Here is a 20,049-nt window from a genome sequence, read left to right as displayed (position 1 = left end):
GCTCCCATGAACCGTGTCACCGTCGACGACCTGCTCGCCGTCCGCACCCCCGAGCAACCGGCACTGTCACCGGACGGCACCCGCATCGCCTTCGTGCTGCGGACGACCGACCGCGACGGCGACCGGGACACGCGCGCCCTGTGGCAGGTGCCGACCACCGGCGGCGATCCGGCCCCGCTCACGCACGCGACGGCCGACTCGACCCCGGTCTGGAGCCCCGACGGGTCACAGCTCGCGTTCCTGCGCGCGCAGGACGGCCCGGCGCAGCTCTGGCTGCTCCCGGCCGCCGGCGGCGAAGCACGCGGACTCACGACGCTCCCGCTCGGCGCCGGCGCTCCGGCCTGGAGCCCCGACGGCACGCGCATCGCGTTCACCGCCCCGGTCGACGGCGCGGCGCTTCCCGACGAGACCACGGAGACCATCCTCGCCCGACGCTCGGCGCCGGCCTCGACCGACCGGCTGGGCTACAAGGCTGATGGTGCGGGCACCCTGGGCACGCTCGTGCAACAGCTGCATGTGCTCGACGTCGACTCTGGCAAGGTGACGGTCCTCACCCGCGGCCGCTCCCACGCCTCCGACCCGTTCTGGTCGCCCGACGGCACACTCCTCGCGTACTCGGCGAGCGTCGAGGACGATGCCGATCTGACGATGCGGGTCCCCGTGTTCGTGCGCTCCGCCACCGACCCGAACAGCGCGGCCGTGCAGGTCAGCGCCGCCGATGTGCAGGCGACGGCCGTGGGATGGACCCCGGACGGCCGCCATGTCGTCGCCGCGGGACGCACCGACACCGAGGTCGGCAACGCAGACCTCCTGCTGTTCCCGGTCGACGGCGGCGAACCGCAGAACATCACGCGCAGTCTCGATCGCAACGTGATGCCGGGTGGTCCCGGCTACCCGGGCGGCATGCCGCAGTTCACGGACGGCGGGGACCTCGTGTTCTGCCTCCGTGACAACGGCTACTCGCACGTGTACCGCGTCGCCCCGGACGGTTCGGGGGCCACTGCCCTCGTGGACGGTACCGCGAACGTGTCAGGACTCTCGGTGGCGGCATCCTCCGCGGCGATCACGCTCGCGACACCGGAATCCTTCGGCGACATCGCAGTGCTGGACCTCACGGATGGATCCACGCGTGTCCTCACCGACTACGGCACACCCGCATTCGATCTCCTCCCGGCGGAGGAGCGCCGTTTCACGATCGCCGACGGCACCGTCGTCACGGGCTGGTTGCGCCGCGATCCCGATGCTGCCGGCCCGCTCCCCCTCCTGCTCGATGTGCACGGAGGTCCGCACAACGCCTGGAACGGTGCCGCCGACCTCGTCCACCCGTACCACCAGGTGCTCGCGCGCCGCGGCTGGGCGATCCTCACCCTCAACCCCCGCGGCAGCGACGGCTACGGCGACGCGTTCTTCTCCGCGGTCTCCGGTGGGTGGGGCGTCAACGACGCGAACGACTTCCTCGAGCCGATCGACCAGCTCGTCGCCGAGGGCATCGCGGACTCGGCCCGACTGGCCGTGACCGGATACAGCTACGGCGGCTTCATGACCTGCTTCCTCACGTCGCGCGACGACCGCTTCGCGGCGGCGGTGGGCGGAGGCGTGGTCACCGATCTCTTCTCGATGGGCGGCACCTCCGACTTCGGGCACTACCTCTCGGCGAAGGAGAACGGCGGGCTCCCCTGGCGCGATGAGGAGCGCCTCTCCGCGCAGTCCCCGTTCACGCAGGTCGACCGGGTCACGACCCCCACGCTGATCCTGCAGGGTGCGGCCGATGACCGCTGCCCGGTCGGTCAGGCCGAGCAGTGGTTCACGGCGCTGCGCGAGCGCGACGTCCCCACGCGCCTGGTGCTGTATCCCGGTGGCTCGCACCTGTTCGTGCTCTCCGGTCCTCCGTCGCACCGCGCCGACTACTCGCAGCGCGTGATCGACTGGGTCGAGCAGTACGCGCCGCCGGCTGGCACGCCCGTGCGCGCCCGCCTCGACGCCCGTCATTGGCAGCAGCGACTGAGCGCGCTGGCCGCAGCGCACAAGGTGCCCGGCGCGACCCTCGGCATCCTGCGTCTCGGCGAGGAGCCGGTATATGCGCACCACGGCATACTCAACGCGCGCACGGGCATCGAGACCACCGACGACTCCGTGTTCCAGATCGGCTCGATGGGCAAGGTGTGGACGACGACCGCGATCATGCGCCTCGTCGATCAGGGTGTGCTCGATCTCGACGCCCCGGTCGTCTCGTACGTGCCGGAGTTCTCGTCCTCCGACCCGGAGATCACGCGGACAGTGACGCTGCGTCACCTGCTGAATCACACCAGTGGGATCGACGGCGATGTCTTCACCGACACCGGCCGCGGCGACGACACGCTCGAGAAATACGTCGCGCTCCTGGACGGCGTGGCACAGAACCACCCGCTCGGCGCGACCATGTCGTACTGCAACTCCGGATTCTCGCTGGCCGGGCGCGTGATCGAGAAGGTCACCGGAACGACCTGGGACCAGGCGATGCGCGACCTCGTGTTCACGCCCCTCGGACTCACCCACTCCTCGACCCTCCCGGAGGAGGCGATCATGTTCCGGGCTGCCAGCGGGCACACCGTGGTCGACGAAGACGGTCCACACCTCGCGCCCGCCTGGATGCTCCCCCGATCGATGGGCCCGGCCGGGCTCATCAACTCCACCACGGCCGACGTGCTCGCCTTCGCCCGCATGCACCTGGCAGGCGGACTGGCCGCCGATGGGACGCGTGTGCTGTCCGAGGCCGCCTTGGCGCGGATGCAGGAGCGTGAGGTGGACATGCCCGACCCGTACTCGCTCGGCGATGCGTGGGGCGTGGGCTGGATCCTGTTCGACTGGGACGGCCACCGCCTCATCGGGCACGACGGCAACACGATCGGGCAGGCGTCCTTCCTGCGCATCCTCCCCGAGGAGGGGCTCGCGGTGACGCTGCTGACGAACGGGGGCAACACCCACGATCTCTACGTCGAGCTGTTCGGCGAGATCTTCCGCGAGCTGGCGGCGCTGGAGGTGCCGGCCGGCCTCACGCCGCCCGAGGAGCCGTTCACGGATGACTTCTCCGAGTTCGAGGGCGTCTACGACCGCTCGGGCGTGCGCACCGAGATCTTCCGCGACGACGATGGCCTGCGCATGCGCACCACCCTGAACGGACCACTCGCCGCCATGCTCCCCGACCCTGTGCAGGAGCATCCGCTGGTGCCCGTGCGTCGCGGCGAGTTCGTGATGCGTCCCGAGGGCGAGCAGGCCTGGCACGCCGTGGTGTTCTACTCCCTGCCCAGCGGCGAACGCTATCTGCACCACGGCGTCCGCGCGGCGCCGAAGGTGTCGTGATGCCGGTGCAGGCCGGCGTGGACCTCGACCTGGTCCTCGCCGACATCGAGACACTGGTCTCCTGCGAGTCGCCGTCCGATGACCTCGACGCCGTCGCCCGCAGCGCCGATGTCGTCGCCGCCCTCGGCGAGCGCCTGCTGGGCGTCGCGCCGGAGCGCATCGTGATCGACGGACGCTCCCACCTGCGCTGGCGGTTCGGTGAGCCCACGGTGCTGCTCCTCGGTCACCACGACACGGTGTGGCCCCTCGGCTCCCTGCGGCGGCATCCGTTCCGCATCGACGACGGCGTGCTCCGCGGCCCGGGATGCTTCGACATGAAGACCGGTGTCGTGATGGCCCTCCACGCCGTCGCCGCGCTGCCGGACCGCACCGGCGTCAGCATCCTGATCACGGGCGACGAGGAGCTCGGTTCGCCGAGCTCGCGCGCCCTGATCGAGCAGGAGGCGCTCGGCTGCGCGGCGGCGCTCGTGCTCGAAGCTTCGGCCGACGGCGGCGCCGTGAAGATCGCCCGCAAGGGGGTCTCGCTGTATCGGATCCACGTCACCGGTCGGGCGGCTCATGCCGGATTGGAACCGGAGCGCGGCGTGAACGCGGCGGTGGAGGCCGCGCACCTCCTCCTCGCGGTCGCCGAGCTCGGTGCCGCGGCGGCAGGGACCAGCGTCACGCCCACGCTCCTGCGTGCCGGCAGCACCACGAACACGGTGCCCGCCGATGCGGAGTTCGCCGTCGACGTGCGGGTGCGCACGGTCGCGGAGCAGGACCGGGTGCATGCGGCGCTCCGCGCCCTCCCTGCCACGCTTCCCGGCGCCACGGTGCGCGTGGAGGGCGGCCCCAACCGTCGACCGATGGAACCCGAGGTCTCTGCGGACCTGTTCCGCGCCGCGGTGGCGATCGCCCAGGAGGCCGGTCTGACGCCGTTCGAGGGCGTCGCGGTGGGCGGTGCGTCCGACGGCAACTTCACCGCGGCGCTGGGGGTTCCGACCCTCGACGGCCTCGGCGCGGTGGGCGGCGGAGCCCACGCCGACGATGAGCACGTGATCGTGGCGATGATCCCGGAACGCATCCAGCTGCTGCAGGGTCTGATCTCCGGAGCGCGGGCATGAGCATGACGGATGCCGCAGCTTTCCGCGCCTCGCCGGAGGAGGCCGCCGACGCGGCGAGCGCCGCCGCGTCGAGGGCGGGGGTGGAGATCCGGCTGCTCGAGGATGTGGGGGACTTCGCCCGGGTGGCGGAGCTGTTCCAGAGCATCTGGACCAAGCAGGGCGAGACCTCGCCGGTCAACGTCGAGACGCTGCGCGCCCTGTCGAAGGCCGGCAGCTACGTGGGCGGCGCGTTCGAGCACGACGAGCTCGTCGGCGCCTGCTTCGGCTTCTTCGCGGCCCCGGATCAGCGCGCCCTGCACAGCCACATCGCCGGGGTCTCGGCACGGATGCGCGGTCGCAGCGTCGGCTTCGCGCTCAAGGTGCATCAGCGCGCCTGGGCGCTCGAGGAGGGCCTCGACGAGATCGCCTGGACGTTCGATCCGCTGATCAGCCGCAACGCCCACTTCAATCTCGTGAAGCTCGCCGCGACGCCGACGTCGTACCACCGCAACTTCTACGGGCACATGGCCGATGCGCTCAACGGCGCCGATGACACCGACCGGATGCTGGTGACCTGGTACGTGCGCGACCCGCGCGTCGTCGCCGCCTGTCACGGGGAGCCGTCCGGCTCGGGAGACGTCGCCGACGCCGAGCCACTACTCAGCGTGGGCGAAGACCTCGGGCCGCTCCGGCATCGCACCGACGCCCGGCTCGTCCGCGTGGCGCTGCCGCGCGACATCGAGGCGCTGCGCCTTTCCGAGCCCGCCCGCGCGACCGCGTGGCGTCTGGCGCTGCGGGAGACGCTCGGATCTGCGCTGGAGGGCGGAGGGCGCGTGCTCTCGTTCGATCGCTCCGGCGCGTACACCATCGACAGAGGAGAACAGGGATGAAGCTCACCGGATTCGAGCTGCGTGTGATCGAGATGCCGCTGGTGTCACCGTTCCGCACGTCGTTCGGGGTGCAGACCGTGCGCGAGGCGCTGATCGTGCGGGCCGTCACCGACGAGGCCGAGGGCTGGGGCGAGGGCGTCGCGATGAACGACCCGCTGTACTCCTCCGAGTACGTCGAGGCGAGCGTCGACGTGATCACCCGCTTCCTGCTGCCGGCGCTCGCGCCGGTGAAGGACCTGCATGCGGGCGGCGTCGCTCCGGCTCTCGCGAAGTTCAAGGGGCACCGGATGTCGAAGGCCGCCGTCGAACTGGCGATCCTCGACGCCGAGCTGCGGGCCACGGGCGTGCCGCTGTCGCGCGAGCTGGGCGCCGTGCGCGACCGGGTCGACTGCGGCGTCTCCGTCGGCATCATGGACTCGATCCCCGAGCTCCTCGACGCCGTCGACGGCTACCTCGACGAGGGCTACGTGCGCATCAAGCTCAAGATCGAGCCGGGGTGGGACATCGATCCCGTCCGTGCCGTGCGCGAGCGGTTCGGCGACGACGTGCTGCTGCAGGTCGACGCGAACACCGCCTACCACCGGGGCGACGCCCGGCACCTCGCCAAGCTCGACCCGTTCGACCTGCTCCTGATCGAGCAGCCCCTCGACGAGGAGGATCTGCTCGGCCATGCCCAGCTCGCGAAGGCCATCACGACCCCGGTGTGCCTCGACGAGTCGATCGTGTCGGCGCGTGCCGCGGCGGATGCCATCGCCCTGGGTGCCTGCTCGATCGTGAACATCAAGCCCGGCCGCGTGGGCGGCTACCTCGAGGCCCGTCGCATCCACGACGTGTGCGTGGCGAACGACATCCCGGTGTGGTGCGGCGGGATGCTGGAGACGGGGATCGGCCGGGCGGCGAACGTCGCTCTCGCGGCCCTCCCGGGCTTCACCCTCCCCGGCGACACCTCGGGCTCCGGTCGCTACTACTCCCGCGACATCACCGAGCCGTTCGTCGTGGAGGACGGCACGCTGACGGTCCCGACCGGACCGGGCATCGGCGTGACGCCGGATGCCGATGCGCTGGATGCCGTGACGGTGCGCACGGAGTGGATCACCTTCTGAGCTGATGCGACGGGGCACGACGAGCCTGTCGAGATCGACCAACTGTCGATACGATTTCGTCGTGCCCCACAGCTCCGCGACCGGTGGTCGCCCCCTAGCCTGGGCCCTGTGCTCATGTCCGTGACGACAAAGCCCCGCGCCAGCCTCGGCCGGGTCATCGAAGACCTCGGCAACACCCTGCTCGAGGTGGTGAGCGGTGCGGTCGACGATGACACCGAGATCGAGACGGTCGTCATCCACGACGTCCTCGACGACGCGATGCCGATGCGCCGCGCGCTCGTCCTCGGCGTCGGCCTGAGCGATCCGGACGAGATCGCGGAGCTCCTCCGGGTCCTCGCCACACAGCAGGCCTCCGCCCTGGTCCTGCGTGCGCCCGTGCGTTCGGAGCAGCCGGTGCGCGAAGCATCCGAGGCGACCGGCATCCCCGTCCTCGCACTGACCCGCGGCGCGTCGTGGGCGCAGCTGGCGGCGATGCTGCGGTCCCTGATCGCCGAGGGCGACGTGGGCGATCAGGGAGCCACGACACTCGGCGGGATGCCCTCCGGTGACCTGTTCGCCCTCGCCAACGCCATCGCGACGCTGCTGAACGCCCCCGTGACGATCGAGGATCGCAACTCCCGGGTCGTCGCCTTCTCGGGCCGCCAGCACGAAGCCGACCCCGCCCGCATCGAGACCGTGCTCGGACGGCAGGTGCCCGAACGGTTCGCACGGCAGCTGGAGGAGCGCGGCGTCTTCCAGGAGCTCTACCGCAGCGTGGACCCGATCGACGTCGGCCCCGTGAACAACACCGAAGGACTCCCCTCGTTCCCGCGCGTGGCGCTCGCGGTGCGCGCGGGCGACGAGATCCTCGGCTCGATCTGGGCCGCGGTCCAGGAACCTCTATCCCCCGATCGTGTGCGCGCGCTGAAGGACTCCGCCGGCCTGGTGGCCCTGCACATGCTGCGGCTGCGGGCCGGTGCCGATGTCGAGCGCCGGCTGCGGGCCGACCTGCTCGCCACGATCCTCGAAGGCGGTCCGGGGGCCGCGGATGCCACCGCCCGGCTGCGTCTCAGCGATCATCGATGCGTCGTGCTGGCGCTGTCGGCAGCGGAGGAGAGCGACGACGAACCCTCCGCCGGCGCCCGCGGGGTGGCCGAGCGGCAGCGCATCGCCGATGCCTTCGCCGTGCACCTGGGCGCCGTCTACCTCCGCTCGGCCGTCGCCGTGATCGGCAACGTCGTGTACGCGGTCGTCGGCATCCGCCCGGAACAGGGTGATGCGGAGACCGGGGCGGAGCACCGCGATGCGGACAGCCGCGCGGCCCGCGTCGCGACCGACTTCCTCGGGCGGCTCGGGGCCACCAGTGAGATCCGCATCGGCGTCGGCACCGTCGCGGAGGACGCGGCGGGCATCCCCGCATCGCGCGCGAATGCCGACCGCGCCCTCCGAGTGGTGCGTCAGACGCCTTCGCGCGAGCCCGTCGCCCGGTTCACGGCCGTGCAGATCGAAGCCCTGCTGGTCGAGCTCGGAGATCTCGTCCGCTCTCGGGGCGACCAGCCCACCGGCCCCGTCGCGCGGCTCCTGGCGCAGGACCGGGAGAAGGGCACGCATCTGGTGGAGACGCTGCGGGCCTGGCTCGACGCGTTCGGAGATGTGGCGGTGGCTGCGGCCCGCGTGTACACGCACCCCAACACGTTCCGGTATCGGCTGCGCCGGCTGTCGGAGATCAGCGGACTCGATCTGACCGATCCGGACGCACGGTTCTCGGCCATGGTGCAGTTGCGGCTCCTCATCCCCCGCGATGGAGGTCTGATCGACGGCTGAGGCTCGTGGCCGGTCGCCGTCGACACCCGGCGTGTGCGGCTCGTGGCCTTCCGTCGAGTGCGCGTGATGCCCGCTCGTGGCCGGCATCCTGCGTATCTGACAGTCATCACACCACATCACGATCATTCAGACCATAGAGTGGATTCTGATTGATCGATCCGATCAATCTGTGGGAGTCAACGAAGGCGACGGTGATCGAAATGGCCAATCTCGACGAGACCGACCGGAGGATCCTCACGGTGCTCGACCGCGACCCGCGCCGACCGGTGGCTCTGATCGCCCAGGATCTGGGGCTCGCCCGCGGCACCGTGCACGCCCGGCTCGACCGGCTCGAATCCGGCGGGTATCTGCGCGCCCACAGCGCGCGCATCCTTCCGCAGGCTCTGGGACGCGGCGTCGCGGCCTCCATCCTCGTCGAGCTCGATCAGCATCAGATCACCGCCGCGATCGACGCGCTCAGCCGGGTTCCCGAGGTCCTGGAGTGCTTCGCCCCCGCGGGCGACACCGACCTGCTGCTGCGCGTCGTGGCCAAGGACCCCGACGACCTCTACCGCGTGGCCGAGGTCGTGCGCCTCTGCCCCGGCATCCTCCGCACCTCGACGAGCCTGTTCCTCCGCGAGGTCATCCCCTACCGGGTGAGCGCGCTGCTGCAGGCGGAGTGAGGCGCGGAATCGGTGTCAGCCGATGATGCGCGCGCCCGGGACGGGGCCGTGCACGTGGAGCGGGTCGAGGCCGGTCTCGCGCAGGGCGGACTGCACGTCCTGCGCCGTCTCGGGATCGGGACAGAGCAGAGCCACGGTGGGCCCTGAGCCCGACACGATCCCCTGCAGCGCACCGGCCGCGACACCCTGCCGGATGGTGTCGGCGAGGTCGGGACGCTCGAACAGCGCGGCGGCCTGCAGGTCGTTGAACAGGGTCTCGGCGAGCTGGGCGGGGTCGCCGGAGCGCAGCGCCTGCAACACCGGGATCGGCACGTCGAGCGAAAGCGGCGGGTCGTCGGCGAGGGCGCCCTCCTCCTCGCGCAGGATGTCGAGTCGCTCGTAGACCACCGGCGTCGAGAGCCCCTTGTCGCTGGGCACCAGGATCCAGTCGAAGCGTCCGCGCGCGAGCGCCGGATTGAGCTGATCGCCGCGACCGGTGCCGACCGCGGTGCCGCCGTGCAGCGCGAACGGCACATCGGCGCCGAGACGGGCGGCGAGGTCGTGCAGCCGGGCCTGCGAGAGCCCGGTCCCCCACAGTGCGTCGCAGGCGACCAGAGCGGCAGCGGCATCCGCCGACCCTCCGCCCATGCCGCCGGCCACGGGCACGCTTTTGCGGATCTCGAGGGCGACGCCGCCCGGGTGGTCGACGGCGAGCGCGAGCAGCTTGGCGGCGCGCATCGCCAGATTGCGGTCGTCGAGCGGGACCGAGCCGATGTCCTCCACGCCGGCGACCGTGACCGAGAAGTCGTCGGCCGGGCGCGCGATCACGTCTTCATACAGCGAGACCGCTTGGAAGACCGTCGCCAGCGCGTGATAGCCGTCGTCGTGCCGCCCGCCGACCCCGAGGTAGACGTTGATCTTCCCCGGGGCGCGCACGTGCACGGAGTCGGTGGACGCGGCGTGGCTCATGATTGGATCACAGCTCCGAGGACTTCGCCCACAGGTTCACGTCGATCGCCCCGGCGAGCTCGTCGATGCGGGTCAGCTCCTCCGCGGTGAAAGTCGGACCGTTGACGGCGGCGATGTTCTCGTCGAGCTGCTCCGGGCGCGACGCGCCGATCAGCGCGGAGGCGACGACCGGGTTGCGCAGCGTCCACTGCAGCGCCAGTTGCGCGAGCGACTGTCCACGGCTCTGCGCGACCTCGTTCAGCGATCGCAGCGTCTGTACGGCCTCATCCGTGAGTCGCCCGTCCGGCAGCGAGCCGCGCTTCTGCGCCCGCTCGGCCGTGCCGTCGCCGAGGTACTTGTCGGTGAGCAGCCCCTGCGCGAGCGGGGTGAAGGCGATCGCGCCCAGGCCCGACTGCTCGAGGGTGTCGGTCAGACCGTCTTCGACCCAGCGGTTCAGGATCGAGTACGCCGGCTGGTGGATGACGAGCGGCGTGCCGAGCTCCTTCGCCACGGCGACGGCCTCGGCCGTGCGCTCGGCGCTGTACGAGGAGATGCCGACGTAGAGGGCCTTGCCCTGGCGCACGAGCGTGTCGAGCGCACCGACGGTCTCCTCGATCGGGGTGACGGGATCGACGCGGTGCGAGTAGAAGATGTCGACGTAGTCGAGGCCCATGCGGGTCAGCGACTGCTCGGCGCTCGCGAGGATGTACTTGCGGCTCGCGAAGTCGCCGTAGGGTCCGGGCCACATGTCCCAGCCGGCCTTCGACGAGATGATCAGCTCATCGCGGTACGGGCGGAAGTCCTCGGCGAAGATGCGCCCGAAGTTCTTCTCGGCAGAGCCGTAGGGCGGGCCGTAGTTGTTCGCCAGGTCGAAGTGCGTGATGCCGCGGTCGAACGCGTGGCGCAGCAGTGCGCGCTGGTTATCGAGCGGGATGTTGTCGCCGAAGTTCCACCACAGTCCGAGCGAGATCGGCGGCAGATACAGCCCGGACGTGCCGACCTGGCGGTAGGAGAACTGCTGATAGCGGCTCTCGTCCGCCGCGTACGGGCGGTGCAGCTCGGGGACATCGGGACGGAAGCGGGGGGAGTCGGTCACGGTGCCAGATTAGTCCCTGGCGCCTGCTGCGCGATGCGCTGGTAGTCCTCGACCGTGAGGTCTTCGCCGCGGGCCGTGGGGGCGACGCCGGCGGCGATCAGCACCTCGGATGCCGCCGCCGAGCTGCCGAAGATCCCCGACAGCGCCTGGCGGAGCATCTTGCGGCGCTGGTTGAAGGCGGCATCCACGATCTTGAACGTGCGGCGGCGCTCCTCCTCGGTGCCGCGCTCCCCCTCGGACCGGTCGAAGCCCACGAGCAGGCTGTCGACGTTCGGCACCGGCCAGAACACCTGACGGGAGACGTTCCCGGAGAGCTTCCACTCGCCGTACCAGGCCGCCTTGACGCTGGGCGAGCCGTAGATCTTCGACCCCGGCTTCGCGGCGAGACGCTCGGCGACCTCGGCCTGCACCATCACCACCCCGCGCTGCAGGTAGGCGAAGTTCTCGAGGAAGTGCAGCAGCACGGGCACCGAGACGTTGTAGGGCAGGTTGGCGACGAGCACCGTGGGCTCGCCCGGCAGCTCGGTGATGCGCAGCGCATCCGCATCGACGACCGTGAGCCGGTCGGGCTCCACGCCGTGTTCGGCGGCGGTCTGTGCCAGCCGGGCGGCGAGACGGTGGTCGATCTCGACGGCCGTGACGGATGCCCCGGTCTCGAGGATCGCGAGGGTCAGGGAACCCAGCCCCGGACCGACCTCGACCACGCGCTCATGCGGTTGCACATGGGCGGCCTGCACGATCTTGCGTACGGTGTTCGCGTCGGTGACGAAGTTCTGGCCGAGCTTCTTGGTCGGGGTGACGTCGAGCTCGGCGGCGAGTCGGCGGATCTCGGTGGCGCCGAGCAGGGTGACGGTCATCCTGCCATTCTCCCCCACTCTCCCGGTGACCCCCGCCGATGTCCCCTGCCGTCAGTAGTCTTCTCTGGTGCCTTTCCTCGGTGAACTCGTCGCGCCCCGCCGCATGGGCCGCGATTTCCGCTGGCTCCTCGCCTCGTCGTGGACCAGCAACATCGGCGACGGCGTGGCCCTCGCGGCCGCTCCCCTGCTGATCGCGTCGATGACGTCGTCGCCGATCCTGGTGGCATCCGGCGCGATCCTGCAGTTCCTCCCCTGGCTGCTGTTCGGCCTGCACGCCGGGGCGATCGCCGACCGCTTCGACCGCCGCCGACTGGTCATGTTCGCCAATGCCGCGCGGGCCGTGGTCCTCCTCGCCCTGTGCGTGTTCCTCGTGACGGGCGTCGCGAACATCTGGATCGTGCTCGCCGTCGCCTTCCTCTACGGCACCGCCGAGGTCTTCGTCGACACGGCGGGCAGCACGCTGCTGCCGATGCTGGTGAAGCCCGCCGACCTCGGCATCGGCAACGCCCGCCTGCAGGCCGGGTACCTCGTCGCGAACCAGTTCGCCGGCCCGCCGCTGGGCGCCTTCCTGTTCGCCGCGGGCACCGCCTGGCCGTTCCTGCTCGAGGTCGTGTGCGTGAGCTTCGCGGTCGTGCTCATCTCGCGTATGGCGAAGACGCCCGTCCCGCCGCGCGAGACCGACACGCACCCGCCGGTGCACACCGACATCGCCGAGGGCATCCGCTGGCTGTGGCGCAATCCGCCGGTGCGCATGCTGGTGCTCATCATCCTGGTCTTCAACATCACGTGGGCCGCGCCCTGGGGCGTGCTCGTGCTGTACGCGACCGAACACCTGCACATGGGCGCGGTCGGCTACGGCGCGCTCACGACGGCATCCGCGGCGGGCGGCATCCTCGCCACACTCAGCTTCGGCTGGCTGGAGCGGCACGTGTCGTTCGCGACGCTGATGCGGGTGGTGCTCTCGCTCGAGGTGCTCATGCACCTGTCGTTCGCGCTCACCACCACGGGCTGGGTGGCCCTGGTCATCATGTTCTTCTTCGGCGCCTACGCGTTCGTGTGGGGCACGATCTCCACGACCGTGCGGCAGCGCCTCGTGCCCGCCGAGCTGCAGGGGCGCGTGGCCTCCGTCAACATGGTCGGGGTGTTCGGCGGCATGGTCGTCGGCCAGGCGCTCGGCGGCGTGATCGCCCAGGTCTGGGGCCTCACGGCACCGTGGTGGTTCGCGTTCGTCGGCGCGGCGCTCACGCTGCTGCTGGTGTGGAAGCCGATCTCGCAGATCGTGTCGGCGAAGCCCGTGGAAGAACCCGAGAGTCAGTCGGCGAACGAGCCGTAGACCCGCAGGGTGTTCTCTGCCAGCTGGGCGCACAGCTCATCGACCTCGATACCCAGCTCAGCCGCCATGAAGCGCACCGTGATCGGCACGAGGTACGGGGCATTCGGACGACCCCGCAGCGGCACCGGGGTGAGGAATGGCGCGTCCGTCTCGACCAGGAGGCGATCGAGCGGGGTGACCTTCAGCGCGTCCCGCAGGTTCTGGGCGTTCTTGAACGTCACGTTCCCCGCGAATGACAGGTGGTACCCGGCATCGGCGCAGACGCGCGCCATCGCGTCGTCGCCCGAGAAGCAGTGGAACACCGTGCGCTCGGGGGCGCCGACGCGGCTCAGCGTCTCCAGCACCGCATCGTGCGCATCGCGGTCGTGGATCTGCATAGCGATGCCGTGCTTCTTCGCCAGCGCGATGTGCGCCTCGAACGATTCGAACTGCGGCGCCTGCCGCTCGGGCTCTGTACGGAAGAAGTCCAGGCCCGTCTCGCCGATCGCCCGCGTGCGCGGGTGCGCGGCGAGCTCGTCGATCACCGCGATCGCCTCGTCGAGCCGGCCCTCTTCGGCGTACGTCGGCGCATCGTTCGGGTGGATGGCGACGGCGGCGAGCACGCGCGGATCGGATGCCGCGGCCTCGACGGCCCACCGCGACGACTCGATGTCACCGGAAGCCTGCACGACCCCGGCGATGCCCACCGCCGCCGCGCGGTCGAGCTGCTCGGTCAGCGACAGCGGGTCATCGCCGTCGACGATCTCCAGGTGCGCATGGTTGTCGTACACCGGGACCGTGAGCGGCTCGGGAGCGGCCGGATACTTCAGATCCTTGCGTCCGTCGCCGTCACGGCGCTGCACATAGGTCCCCGACATCTCCGTGACCGACCTTGCTCAGGCCGTGGACTCCACCCGGGGGAACAGCGGTGCGAGCCCGTTGACGCTGGTGCCCGGGCGCAGCACGCCCCAGGCTCCGGCCTCGCGGATCGGCTGGCCCTGCAGACGACCCAGGGTCTCGGCGGCACCGAGTGCGACCCAGAGCTTCTCGGTCGACTGCGGCATCACGGGCGAGAGCAGCACCGCGAGAGCACGCAGACCCTCGGCGCAGGTGTACAGCACGGTGCCCAGGCGACCGCGCTGAGCCTCGTCGCGAGCGAGCGCCCACGGCTCGTTCTCGGTGATGTACCCGTTGAGCGCGTCGACGATCGTCCAGATCGACGAGATCGCCTCGTCGATGCGGAACTGCGCGATAGACGCATCAGCGTTCGCCGCCGCATCCGCCACGATCTTCTGGATCGCGAGGTCTTTCTCGGTGTATTCGGCCGCGGGCGGCACGACGCCTTCGAAGTACTTCTCGATCATCGCCGTGGTGCGCGAGGCGAGGTTGCCGAAGCCGTTCGCGAGCTCGGCCTGATAGCGGGCCGACAGGTCTTCCCACGAGAACGACCCGTCCTGACCGAACGCGATCGCGGAGAGGAAGTAGAAGCGGTACGCGTCGGAGCCGAACACGTCGGTGATCTCGGTCGGCGCGATGCCGGTGAGCTTCGACTTGGACATCTTCTCGCCGCCGACCAGCAGCCAGCCGTGCGCGAAGACACCCTGGGGCACCTCGAGGCCGGCAGCCATCAGCAGGGCGGGCCAGATCACGGCGTGGAAGCGCAGGATGTCTTTGCCGACCACGTGGTAGGCGGGCCAGCGACGCGCGAACGTCTCCTCGTCGGAGCCGTAGCCGACGGCCGTGGCGTAGTTCAGCAGCGCATCGACCCACACGTAGATGACGTGCGACTCGTCCCACGGCAGCGGGATGCCCCAGTCGAAGGTCGAACGCGAGATCGACAGATCCTTCAGGCCCTGGCTCACGAACGACACGACCTCGTTGCGCGCGGAATCAGGGCGCACGAAATCGGGCTGCGTCTTGTAGAGCTCGAGCAGGCGGTCCTGGAACTCGCTGAGCTTGAAGAAGTAGTTCTTCTCCTGCAGCAGCTCCAGCGGCTTCGAGTGGATCGCGCAGACCTTCAGCCCCTCGAAGGGACCGGTGCCGTCGACGATCTCCGACTCGGGCTTGAACTCCTCACAGCCCACGCAGTAGAGCGCCTCGTACTCGCCGGCGTAGATGTAGCCGCGGTCGTACAGGCGCTGGAAGAACGTCTGCACGTTCGTCTCGTGGCGCTCCTGCGTGGTGCGGATGAAGTCGTCGTTGGCGACGTCGAGCGTCGTCAGCAGCGGGAACCAGCTCTCGGTGACGAGCTTGTCGACCCATTCTTGAGGGGTGACGTTGTTGGCTGCCGCGGCGCGCAGCATCTTCTGGCCGTGCTCATCGGTGCCCGTGAGCATCCAGGTGTCATCCCCCGCCTGGCGGTGCCACCGTGCGAGCGTGTCGACGGCCACCGTCGTGTACCCGTGACCGATGTGCGGCACGTCGGAGGGGTAGTAGATGGGCGTGGTGATGTAGAAGGATTCGCCTGCGGGCATGGAGCAATTCTAGGTGTCCGGGCACCGGTGGTTACGCGCTCAGGCTACCGAGACGTCGATGCGGTGCCATCCCTGCGCGCCGTCGGGTGCGGGCGGCGCCGGATCCGATGTCTGGGTCTCGCCCTCGACGCTGAGCGCCCGGCACTCGACGGTGTGCGATCCGCGCTCCGCCGTCCACGCCAGACTCCACTGCACCCAGGTGTCGGCTGAGATGGCGGTCGCGAGCTCGGCACGCTGCCACGGCCCGTCGTCGATGCGCACCTCGACCCCGGCGATGCCGACCTGCTGCTGCCACGCCATCCCCGCGATCACGGTGTCGCCGGCCGGAACGGACTGGCCTCCACGCGGCACATCGATGCGGGACTGCAGCTTGATCGGCCCGCGCTCGGACCATCCCCGTGTGGTCCAGTACGCGGTGGCGCGGTCGAAACGGGTGACCTCGAGCTGGGTGACCCACTTCGTCGCGGACACGTATCCGTAGAGCCCGGGCACCACGAGTCGCGCCGGGAACCCGTGTTCGATCGGCAGCGGCTCGCCGTTCATGCCGACGGCCAGCAGCGCGTCGCGGTCGTCGGTGAGCGCCTCGATCGGAGTGGATGCCGTGAAGCCGTCGGACGAGGTCGACAGCACCATGTCGGCGTCAGGATCCACACCCGCGCGGGCGAGCAGCTCCCGCACCGGAACGCCCAGCCAGCGGGCGTTGCCGATCAGCGATCCGCCGACCTCGTTCGACACGCACGCGAGAGTGACGTCGGACTCCTGCATCGGCAGGGCGACCAGCTCGTCCCAGGTGAGGCGCACCTCGCGGTCCACCATCCCGTGGATACGCAGCGACCAGTCGGCCGGGTCGATCCGCGGCACGATCAGCGCGGTGTCGATGCGGTAGAACTCGGCGTTGGGGGTGACGACCGGAGCGAGGCCGGGGATCTCCAGGTCGGCGCCGGCAGGGACCGGCGCCGCCGCTCGCGCCGGCTTCGGCAGCCGCAGCGCGTCACGGACCACCTCGATCGAGCGGGTGGCCCCGCGCGCGACTTTCCCGACGATCAGCAGCACGAGTCCGGCCGCCGCGGCGCCGGTCGTCCAGATCAGGAACCGGCGCCGGTCGATCTCGTCGGGGGCGATTCCGGCGACGGGCCGGAGCCTGCGCACCAGCATCCGCAGGACGATTACCGCGACGAGACCGGCGACGAGGCCGGGGAGCCAGGCGAACGGCCCCGCACCGGGGCGGATCATCGCGGCCACGACGGCGAGTGCGCCGAGAGCAGCGAGGATCACGGCCCCGATCGGAGGGCGTCGCAGCTCCAGGAAGCCGGACAGCGCGGCGACGACCGCGAGGACGATGGCGACCCCGACGATCAGGGCCACCTTGTCTCCGGTGCCGAACAGCGCGATCGCCGTGTCTTTCGCCCAGCTCGGCGCGAGGTCGATGAGCCCGCTGCCGATCACGGCGAACGGGCTCGCGCTCGGCTCCACGACCGCAGCGACGAGTTCGGCCAGGCCGACCGCGACGACGGCCGCGCTCAGGCCCGCGGCTGCGGATCGGATCCGGTCCTGCCGCGTCGAGTGCCTCGCGTGCGTCGTCATTCCCTGAGCGTAACCCCGAACTCAGAGCCCGTTGCGGCGCGCGACCTCCCCGAGCCAGGCGAGCGAGGGCTTCGGAGTGCGCTCGAACGTCTGATGGTCGAAACCGATCAGGCCGAAGGTGGGGGCGAAGCCGCTGGCCCACTCGTAGTTGTCCAGCGCGCTCCAGTGCTGGTACGCCCGCACATCGATGCCGTCGGAGATCGCGCGGTGCAGTCCCTCGAGCGCACCCTGCGTGTAGGCGATGCGGCGGGTGTCGTCGGCGGTCGCGATGCCGTTCTCGGTCACGAGCACGGGCACCCCTCCGCTGCGTTCCCATGCGCTGCGCACACCCATCTCGAGCGCCTCGGGGAAGAACTCCCAGCCGGTCAGGGTCGTCTCCACATCCGGCGACACGGGTCGCGGACCCTCCGGTCCGATGAAGGTGCGCGTGTACGCCTGCACGCCGACGAAGTCGTCGCCGGCCGACTGGTCGAGGTACCAGTGGTCACGCGGGTCACCGTATTCGGCGAGCATCTCGTCGGCGCCGGGCTCACCTGTGGAGTGGAACGCCTGTGTGGCGATCGTCCAGCCGGCCTTGACCCCGGGCACCGAGTGCAGGATCTCGGAGGCGCGGTGGTGCGCGTCGAGCAGGGTGTCGGCCACGGCGAGGTCGGGGTTCGGGAGGCCGAAGGCGACGAGGTTCGCGGCGTCCTCTCCCCCGGCGAGCATCGCGGCGATGTTGGGCTCGTTGATGGTGCACACGTACTCGACGCCGTCGAGGATCGGGAGCACGGTCTCGACGTAGCGGGCGAACAGGTCGACCGCGTCGTCGGCACGCCAGAAGCCGTCCTTCTGGAACCACTGCGGCACCGTGAAGTGCATGAGCGTGACCGTCGGGTCGAGCCCGTTCTCGCGCGCCGTGTCGATCATGCGGCGGTAGTGGTCGAGCATCGCCCGCGAGACGAAGCCGCGCTCGGGCTCGATCCGCGCCCACTCCACCGAGAACCGGTAGGAGTTCAGCCCGGCGGCGGCGAGCAGCCGCATGTCTTCCGGGTAGCGGTGGAAGTGGTCGGCGGCGTCACCGGAGGGCTCGACCATGGGCGAGCCGGGGGCGTGTTCCATCGCCCACCAGTTGCTCGTGGTGTTGTTGCCCTCCACCTGGTGGGCCGCGGTCGCGGCACCCCACAGGAAGCCGTCGGGGAATGCGAGCACGAGTGCTCCTCTCATGAGTGGTTCTATCGGATACGAGTCGGATTGGGCACGGCGTCCAGCAGCTGGATCGTGTACGGATCCTCCGGATGCTGCAGCACCTCGGCGGTCTCTCCGCGTTCGACCACGCGGCCGCCGTTGAGCACCAGGATGTTCTGCGTCACCAGCCTCGCGCTCAGCAGGTCGTGCGTGATGTAGAGCATGCTGATGCCCCATCTCTCGCGCAGATCCTCCAGCAGCGCCAGCACGCCCGCACGCAGCGAGACGTCGAGCATCGAGACCGGCTCGTCGGCGATGAGCACCTGCGGGTCACTCGCGAGCGCCCGGGCGATCACGACGCGCTGCCGCTGCCCGCCCGAGAGCTGATGCGGCAGCTTCGCCGCGAACTGCTCGACGGGTGTGAGGCCGACGGTCTCGAGCAGCTCGAGCACCCGCGCCCTGGCTTCCTGCCCGCGCAGCTTCGTGTAGTTCATGACCGGGCGCGTCAGCGCGTACTCGACCGTGTGCAGCGGGTTGAGTGCCGCGTACGGATCCTGGAACACCATCTGCACGTCCTTGCGCAGGTCGCGCAGACCACGGCGCTTGAGGGTCGCCACGTCGACATCGCCGAAGCGGACGGTGCCGGAGGTCGGCTTCTCGACGCCGGTGAGCATCTTCGCGATGGTCGACTTACCCGAGCCCGAGGCACCGACGAGCGCGAGCGCCTCCCCGGGTTCCAGCCGGAACGACACATCGTCGACGGCCGTCACGGCATCCTGTCCGCGGCGCGGCGCCGGGTAGTGCTTGGACACCCCGTCGACCACGATCGCCGCATCGGCGCGACGCGCATCCCGAGACGACACGGTCGGCAGCGTCTCCGTCACGTCGGTGCGCGAACGGCCTTCGGCGCGCCGCGTCCCGAGGTCGACGAAGCCGGGGATCGACAGGGTCTTCGCCCGCGGGTCCGCGTAGTGGCTGAGCAGCATCCGCGTGTACTCGTCCTTCGGACGCTGCAGGATGTCGATGCTCGGCGCGTCTTCGACGATGCGCCCCTCGTGCATCACCATCACCCGGTCGGTGGCCTCGAGCACGATGCCGAGATCGTGGCTGATGAGGATGGCCGTGAACTGCTCGGCCCGCTGCAGTTCCTTGATCGTGTCCATGACGGCGTGCTGCACGAGCACGTCGAGTGCGGTGGTCGGTTCGTCGAAGACCATGAGCTGCGGCTCCAGCGACAGCGCGAGCGCGATCGAGGCACGCTGGCGCATACCGCCGGAGAGCTCCCCGGGGTAGCGGGCGAGCACCGAGGCGTCGAGCCCGACCTTGCCGATGAGCTCGCGGGCCCGGGCCTCCCGGTCGCCCTGGGGCACGTGGCCGTGGGCGGCGAAGATGTCACGGAAGTGGTTGCCCACGGTGCGCACCGGGTTCAGTGCGTTCATGCCCGACTGCAGCACCATTGCGAACCCGCCCTGGCGCTGACGACGCAGCTCCTCGGCATCCAGTTCGCGGATGTCGCGACCGCCGAAGAGGATGCGGCCGCCGCTGATGCGCGCCGGCGGCTTCTGTAGCCGCGTCAACGCGAAGCCGAGCGTCGACTTGCCCGATCCCGACTCGCCGACCAGTCCGACGAACTCGCCGCGGCGCAGCGAGAACGAGACGTCGTGGACCGCGGCGACCGGCGTCGCCCCGGGTGAGGCGTATTCGACGGACAGGGAGTCGACCTCCAGCAGCACATCATTCGTGTTCATGGCGG

At 70.3% G+C, this 20,049-nt stretch carries 15 protein-coding genes; 7 read left to right on the top strand and 8 right to left on the bottom strand.

All coding sequences use genetic code 11. From position 1 onward, the window contains the following. Nucleotides 1-6 precede the first annotated feature (6 nt). The 6 genes from ACCO44_RS09350 (at nucleotide 7) to ACCO44_RS09325 (ending at nucleotide 8,879) form a co-directional block, all read left to right on the top strand. Complete coding sequence (locus tag ACCO44_RS09350; RefSeq protein ID WP_372469365.1) at nucleotides 7-3,339, top strand: serine hydrolase; 3,333 nt, start codon at nucleotides 7-9, stop codon at nucleotides 3,337-3,339. Beyond that, on the top strand, nucleotides 3,339-4,442 hold the full coding sequence (locus ACCO44_RS09345) for a M20 family metallopeptidase (RefSeq protein WP_372469364.1): 1,104 nt from the start codon (nucleotides 3,339-3,341) through the stop codon (nucleotides 4,440-4,442). Before ACCO44_RS09350 ends, ACCO44_RS09345 begins: the two co-directional genes overlap by 1 nt. Further along, complete coding sequence (locus ACCO44_RS09340; RefSeq protein ID WP_372469363.1) at nucleotides 4,439-5,311, top strand: GNAT family N-acetyltransferase; 873 nt, start codon at nucleotides 4,439-4,441, stop codon at nucleotides 5,309-5,311. The genes ACCO44_RS09345 and ACCO44_RS09340 overlap by 4 nt, the downstream gene beginning before the upstream one ends. Next, entirely contained in the window at nucleotides 5,308-6,414 is a 1,107-nt protein-coding gene (menC, locus tag ACCO44_RS09335) for an o-succinylbenzoate synthase (protein WP_372469362.1), read from the top strand. The genes ACCO44_RS09340 and menC overlap by 4 nt, the downstream gene beginning before the upstream one ends. Before the next feature lie 120 nt (nucleotides 6,415-6,534). Next, complete coding sequence (locus ACCO44_RS09330; protein ID WP_372469361.1) at nucleotides 6,535-8,217, top strand: PucR family transcriptional regulator; 1,683 nt, start codon at nucleotides 6,535-6,537, stop codon at nucleotides 8,215-8,217. Nucleotides 8,218-8,417: 200 nt separating this feature from the next. After that, nucleotides 8,418-8,879, top strand: coding sequence for an Lrp/AsnC family transcriptional regulator (locus ACCO44_RS09325; RefSeq protein ID WP_029262625.1), 462 nt, complete (start codon nucleotides 8,418-8,420; stop codon nucleotides 8,877-8,879). A 15-nt stretch (nucleotides 8,880-8,894) separates the two neighbouring features. Here ACCO44_RS09325 and ACCO44_RS09320 read toward each other — a convergent pair whose 3' ends face one another. Genes ACCO44_RS09320 through rsmA form a run of 3 tightly spaced genes read right to left on the bottom strand, consistent with a single transcriptional unit; the run spans nucleotide 8,895 to nucleotide 11,759 of the window. After that, entirely contained in the window at nucleotides 8,895-9,827 is a 933-nt protein-coding gene (locus tag ACCO44_RS09320) for a 4-(cytidine 5'-diphospho)-2-C-methyl-D-erythritol kinase (protein ID WP_372469359.1), read from the bottom strand. Between the two features lie 7 nt (nucleotides 9,828-9,834). Beyond that, nucleotides 9,835-10,902 carry an L-glyceraldehyde 3-phosphate reductase gene (gene mgrA / locus ACCO44_RS09315; protein ID WP_372469358.1) on the bottom strand — a complete coding sequence of 356 codons (1,068 nt, stop codon included), beginning with the start codon at nucleotides 10,900-10,902 and terminating at the stop codon, nucleotides 9,835-9,837. Then, a complete protein-coding gene (gene rsmA / locus ACCO44_RS09310; RefSeq protein ID WP_372469357.1) occupies nucleotides 10,899-11,759 on the bottom strand; it encodes a 16S rRNA (adenine(1518)-N(6)/adenine(1519)-N(6))-dimethyltransferase RsmA in 861 nt (286 codons plus the stop codon). The genes mgrA and rsmA overlap by 4 nt, the downstream gene beginning before the upstream one ends. Nucleotides 11,760-11,826: 67 nt before the next feature. Here rsmA and ACCO44_RS09305 point away from each other — a divergent pair, with 67 nt between their 5' ends. Next, complete coding sequence (locus ACCO44_RS09305; RefSeq protein WP_372469356.1) at nucleotides 11,827-13,092, top strand: MFS transporter; 1,266 nt, start codon at nucleotides 11,827-11,829, stop codon at nucleotides 13,090-13,092. On the opposite strand, the gene ACCO44_RS09300 is transcribed toward ACCO44_RS09305, so the two are convergent. From ACCO44_RS09300 to ACCO44_RS09280, 5 genes are read right to left on the bottom strand one after another with little or no spacing between them, the layout of a single operon-like run. Beyond that, nucleotides 13,071-13,949 carry a TatD family hydrolase gene (locus tag ACCO44_RS09300; RefSeq protein ID WP_262002540.1) on the bottom strand — a complete coding sequence of 293 codons (879 nt, stop codon included), beginning with the start codon at nucleotides 13,947-13,949 and terminating at the stop codon, nucleotides 13,071-13,073. The two genes, ACCO44_RS09305 and ACCO44_RS09300, sit on opposite strands and share 22 nt — an antisense overlap. Nucleotides 13,950-13,967: 18 nt before the next feature. Beyond that, a complete protein-coding gene (gene metG / locus ACCO44_RS09295; protein WP_372469355.1) occupies nucleotides 13,968-15,545 on the bottom strand; it encodes a methionine--tRNA ligase in 1,578 nt (525 codons plus the stop codon). A 39-nt stretch (nucleotides 15,546-15,584) separates the two neighbouring features. Continuing rightward, nucleotides 15,585-17,129: a molybdopterin-dependent oxidoreductase gene (locus ACCO44_RS09290; protein WP_372469354.1), complete on the bottom strand. Its 1,545-nt coding sequence runs from the start codon at nucleotides 17,127-17,129 to the stop codon at nucleotides 15,585-15,587. A 21-nt stretch (nucleotides 17,130-17,150) separates the two neighbouring features. Further along, entirely contained in the window at nucleotides 17,151-18,320 is a 1,170-nt protein-coding gene (locus ACCO44_RS09285) for a glycoside hydrolase family 1 protein (protein WP_372469353.1), read from the bottom strand. 23 nt (nucleotides 18,321-18,343) lie between these two features. Continuing rightward, complete coding sequence (locus ACCO44_RS09280) at nucleotides 18,344-20,044, bottom strand: ABC transporter ATP-binding protein (RefSeq protein WP_372469390.1); 1,701 nt, start codon at nucleotides 20,042-20,044, stop codon at nucleotides 18,344-18,346. Nucleotides 20,045-20,049 lie beyond the last annotated feature (5 nt).

The sequence above is a fragment of the Microbacterium maritypicum genome (genome assembly GCF_041529975.1).
In the GTDB taxonomy this organism is placed as follows: domain Bacteria; phylum Actinomycetota; class Actinomycetes; order Actinomycetales; family Microbacteriaceae; genus Microbacterium.
Note: the sequence above shows the minus strand (reverse complement) of the source record. Positions and strands in the feature narration are given on the sequence as shown.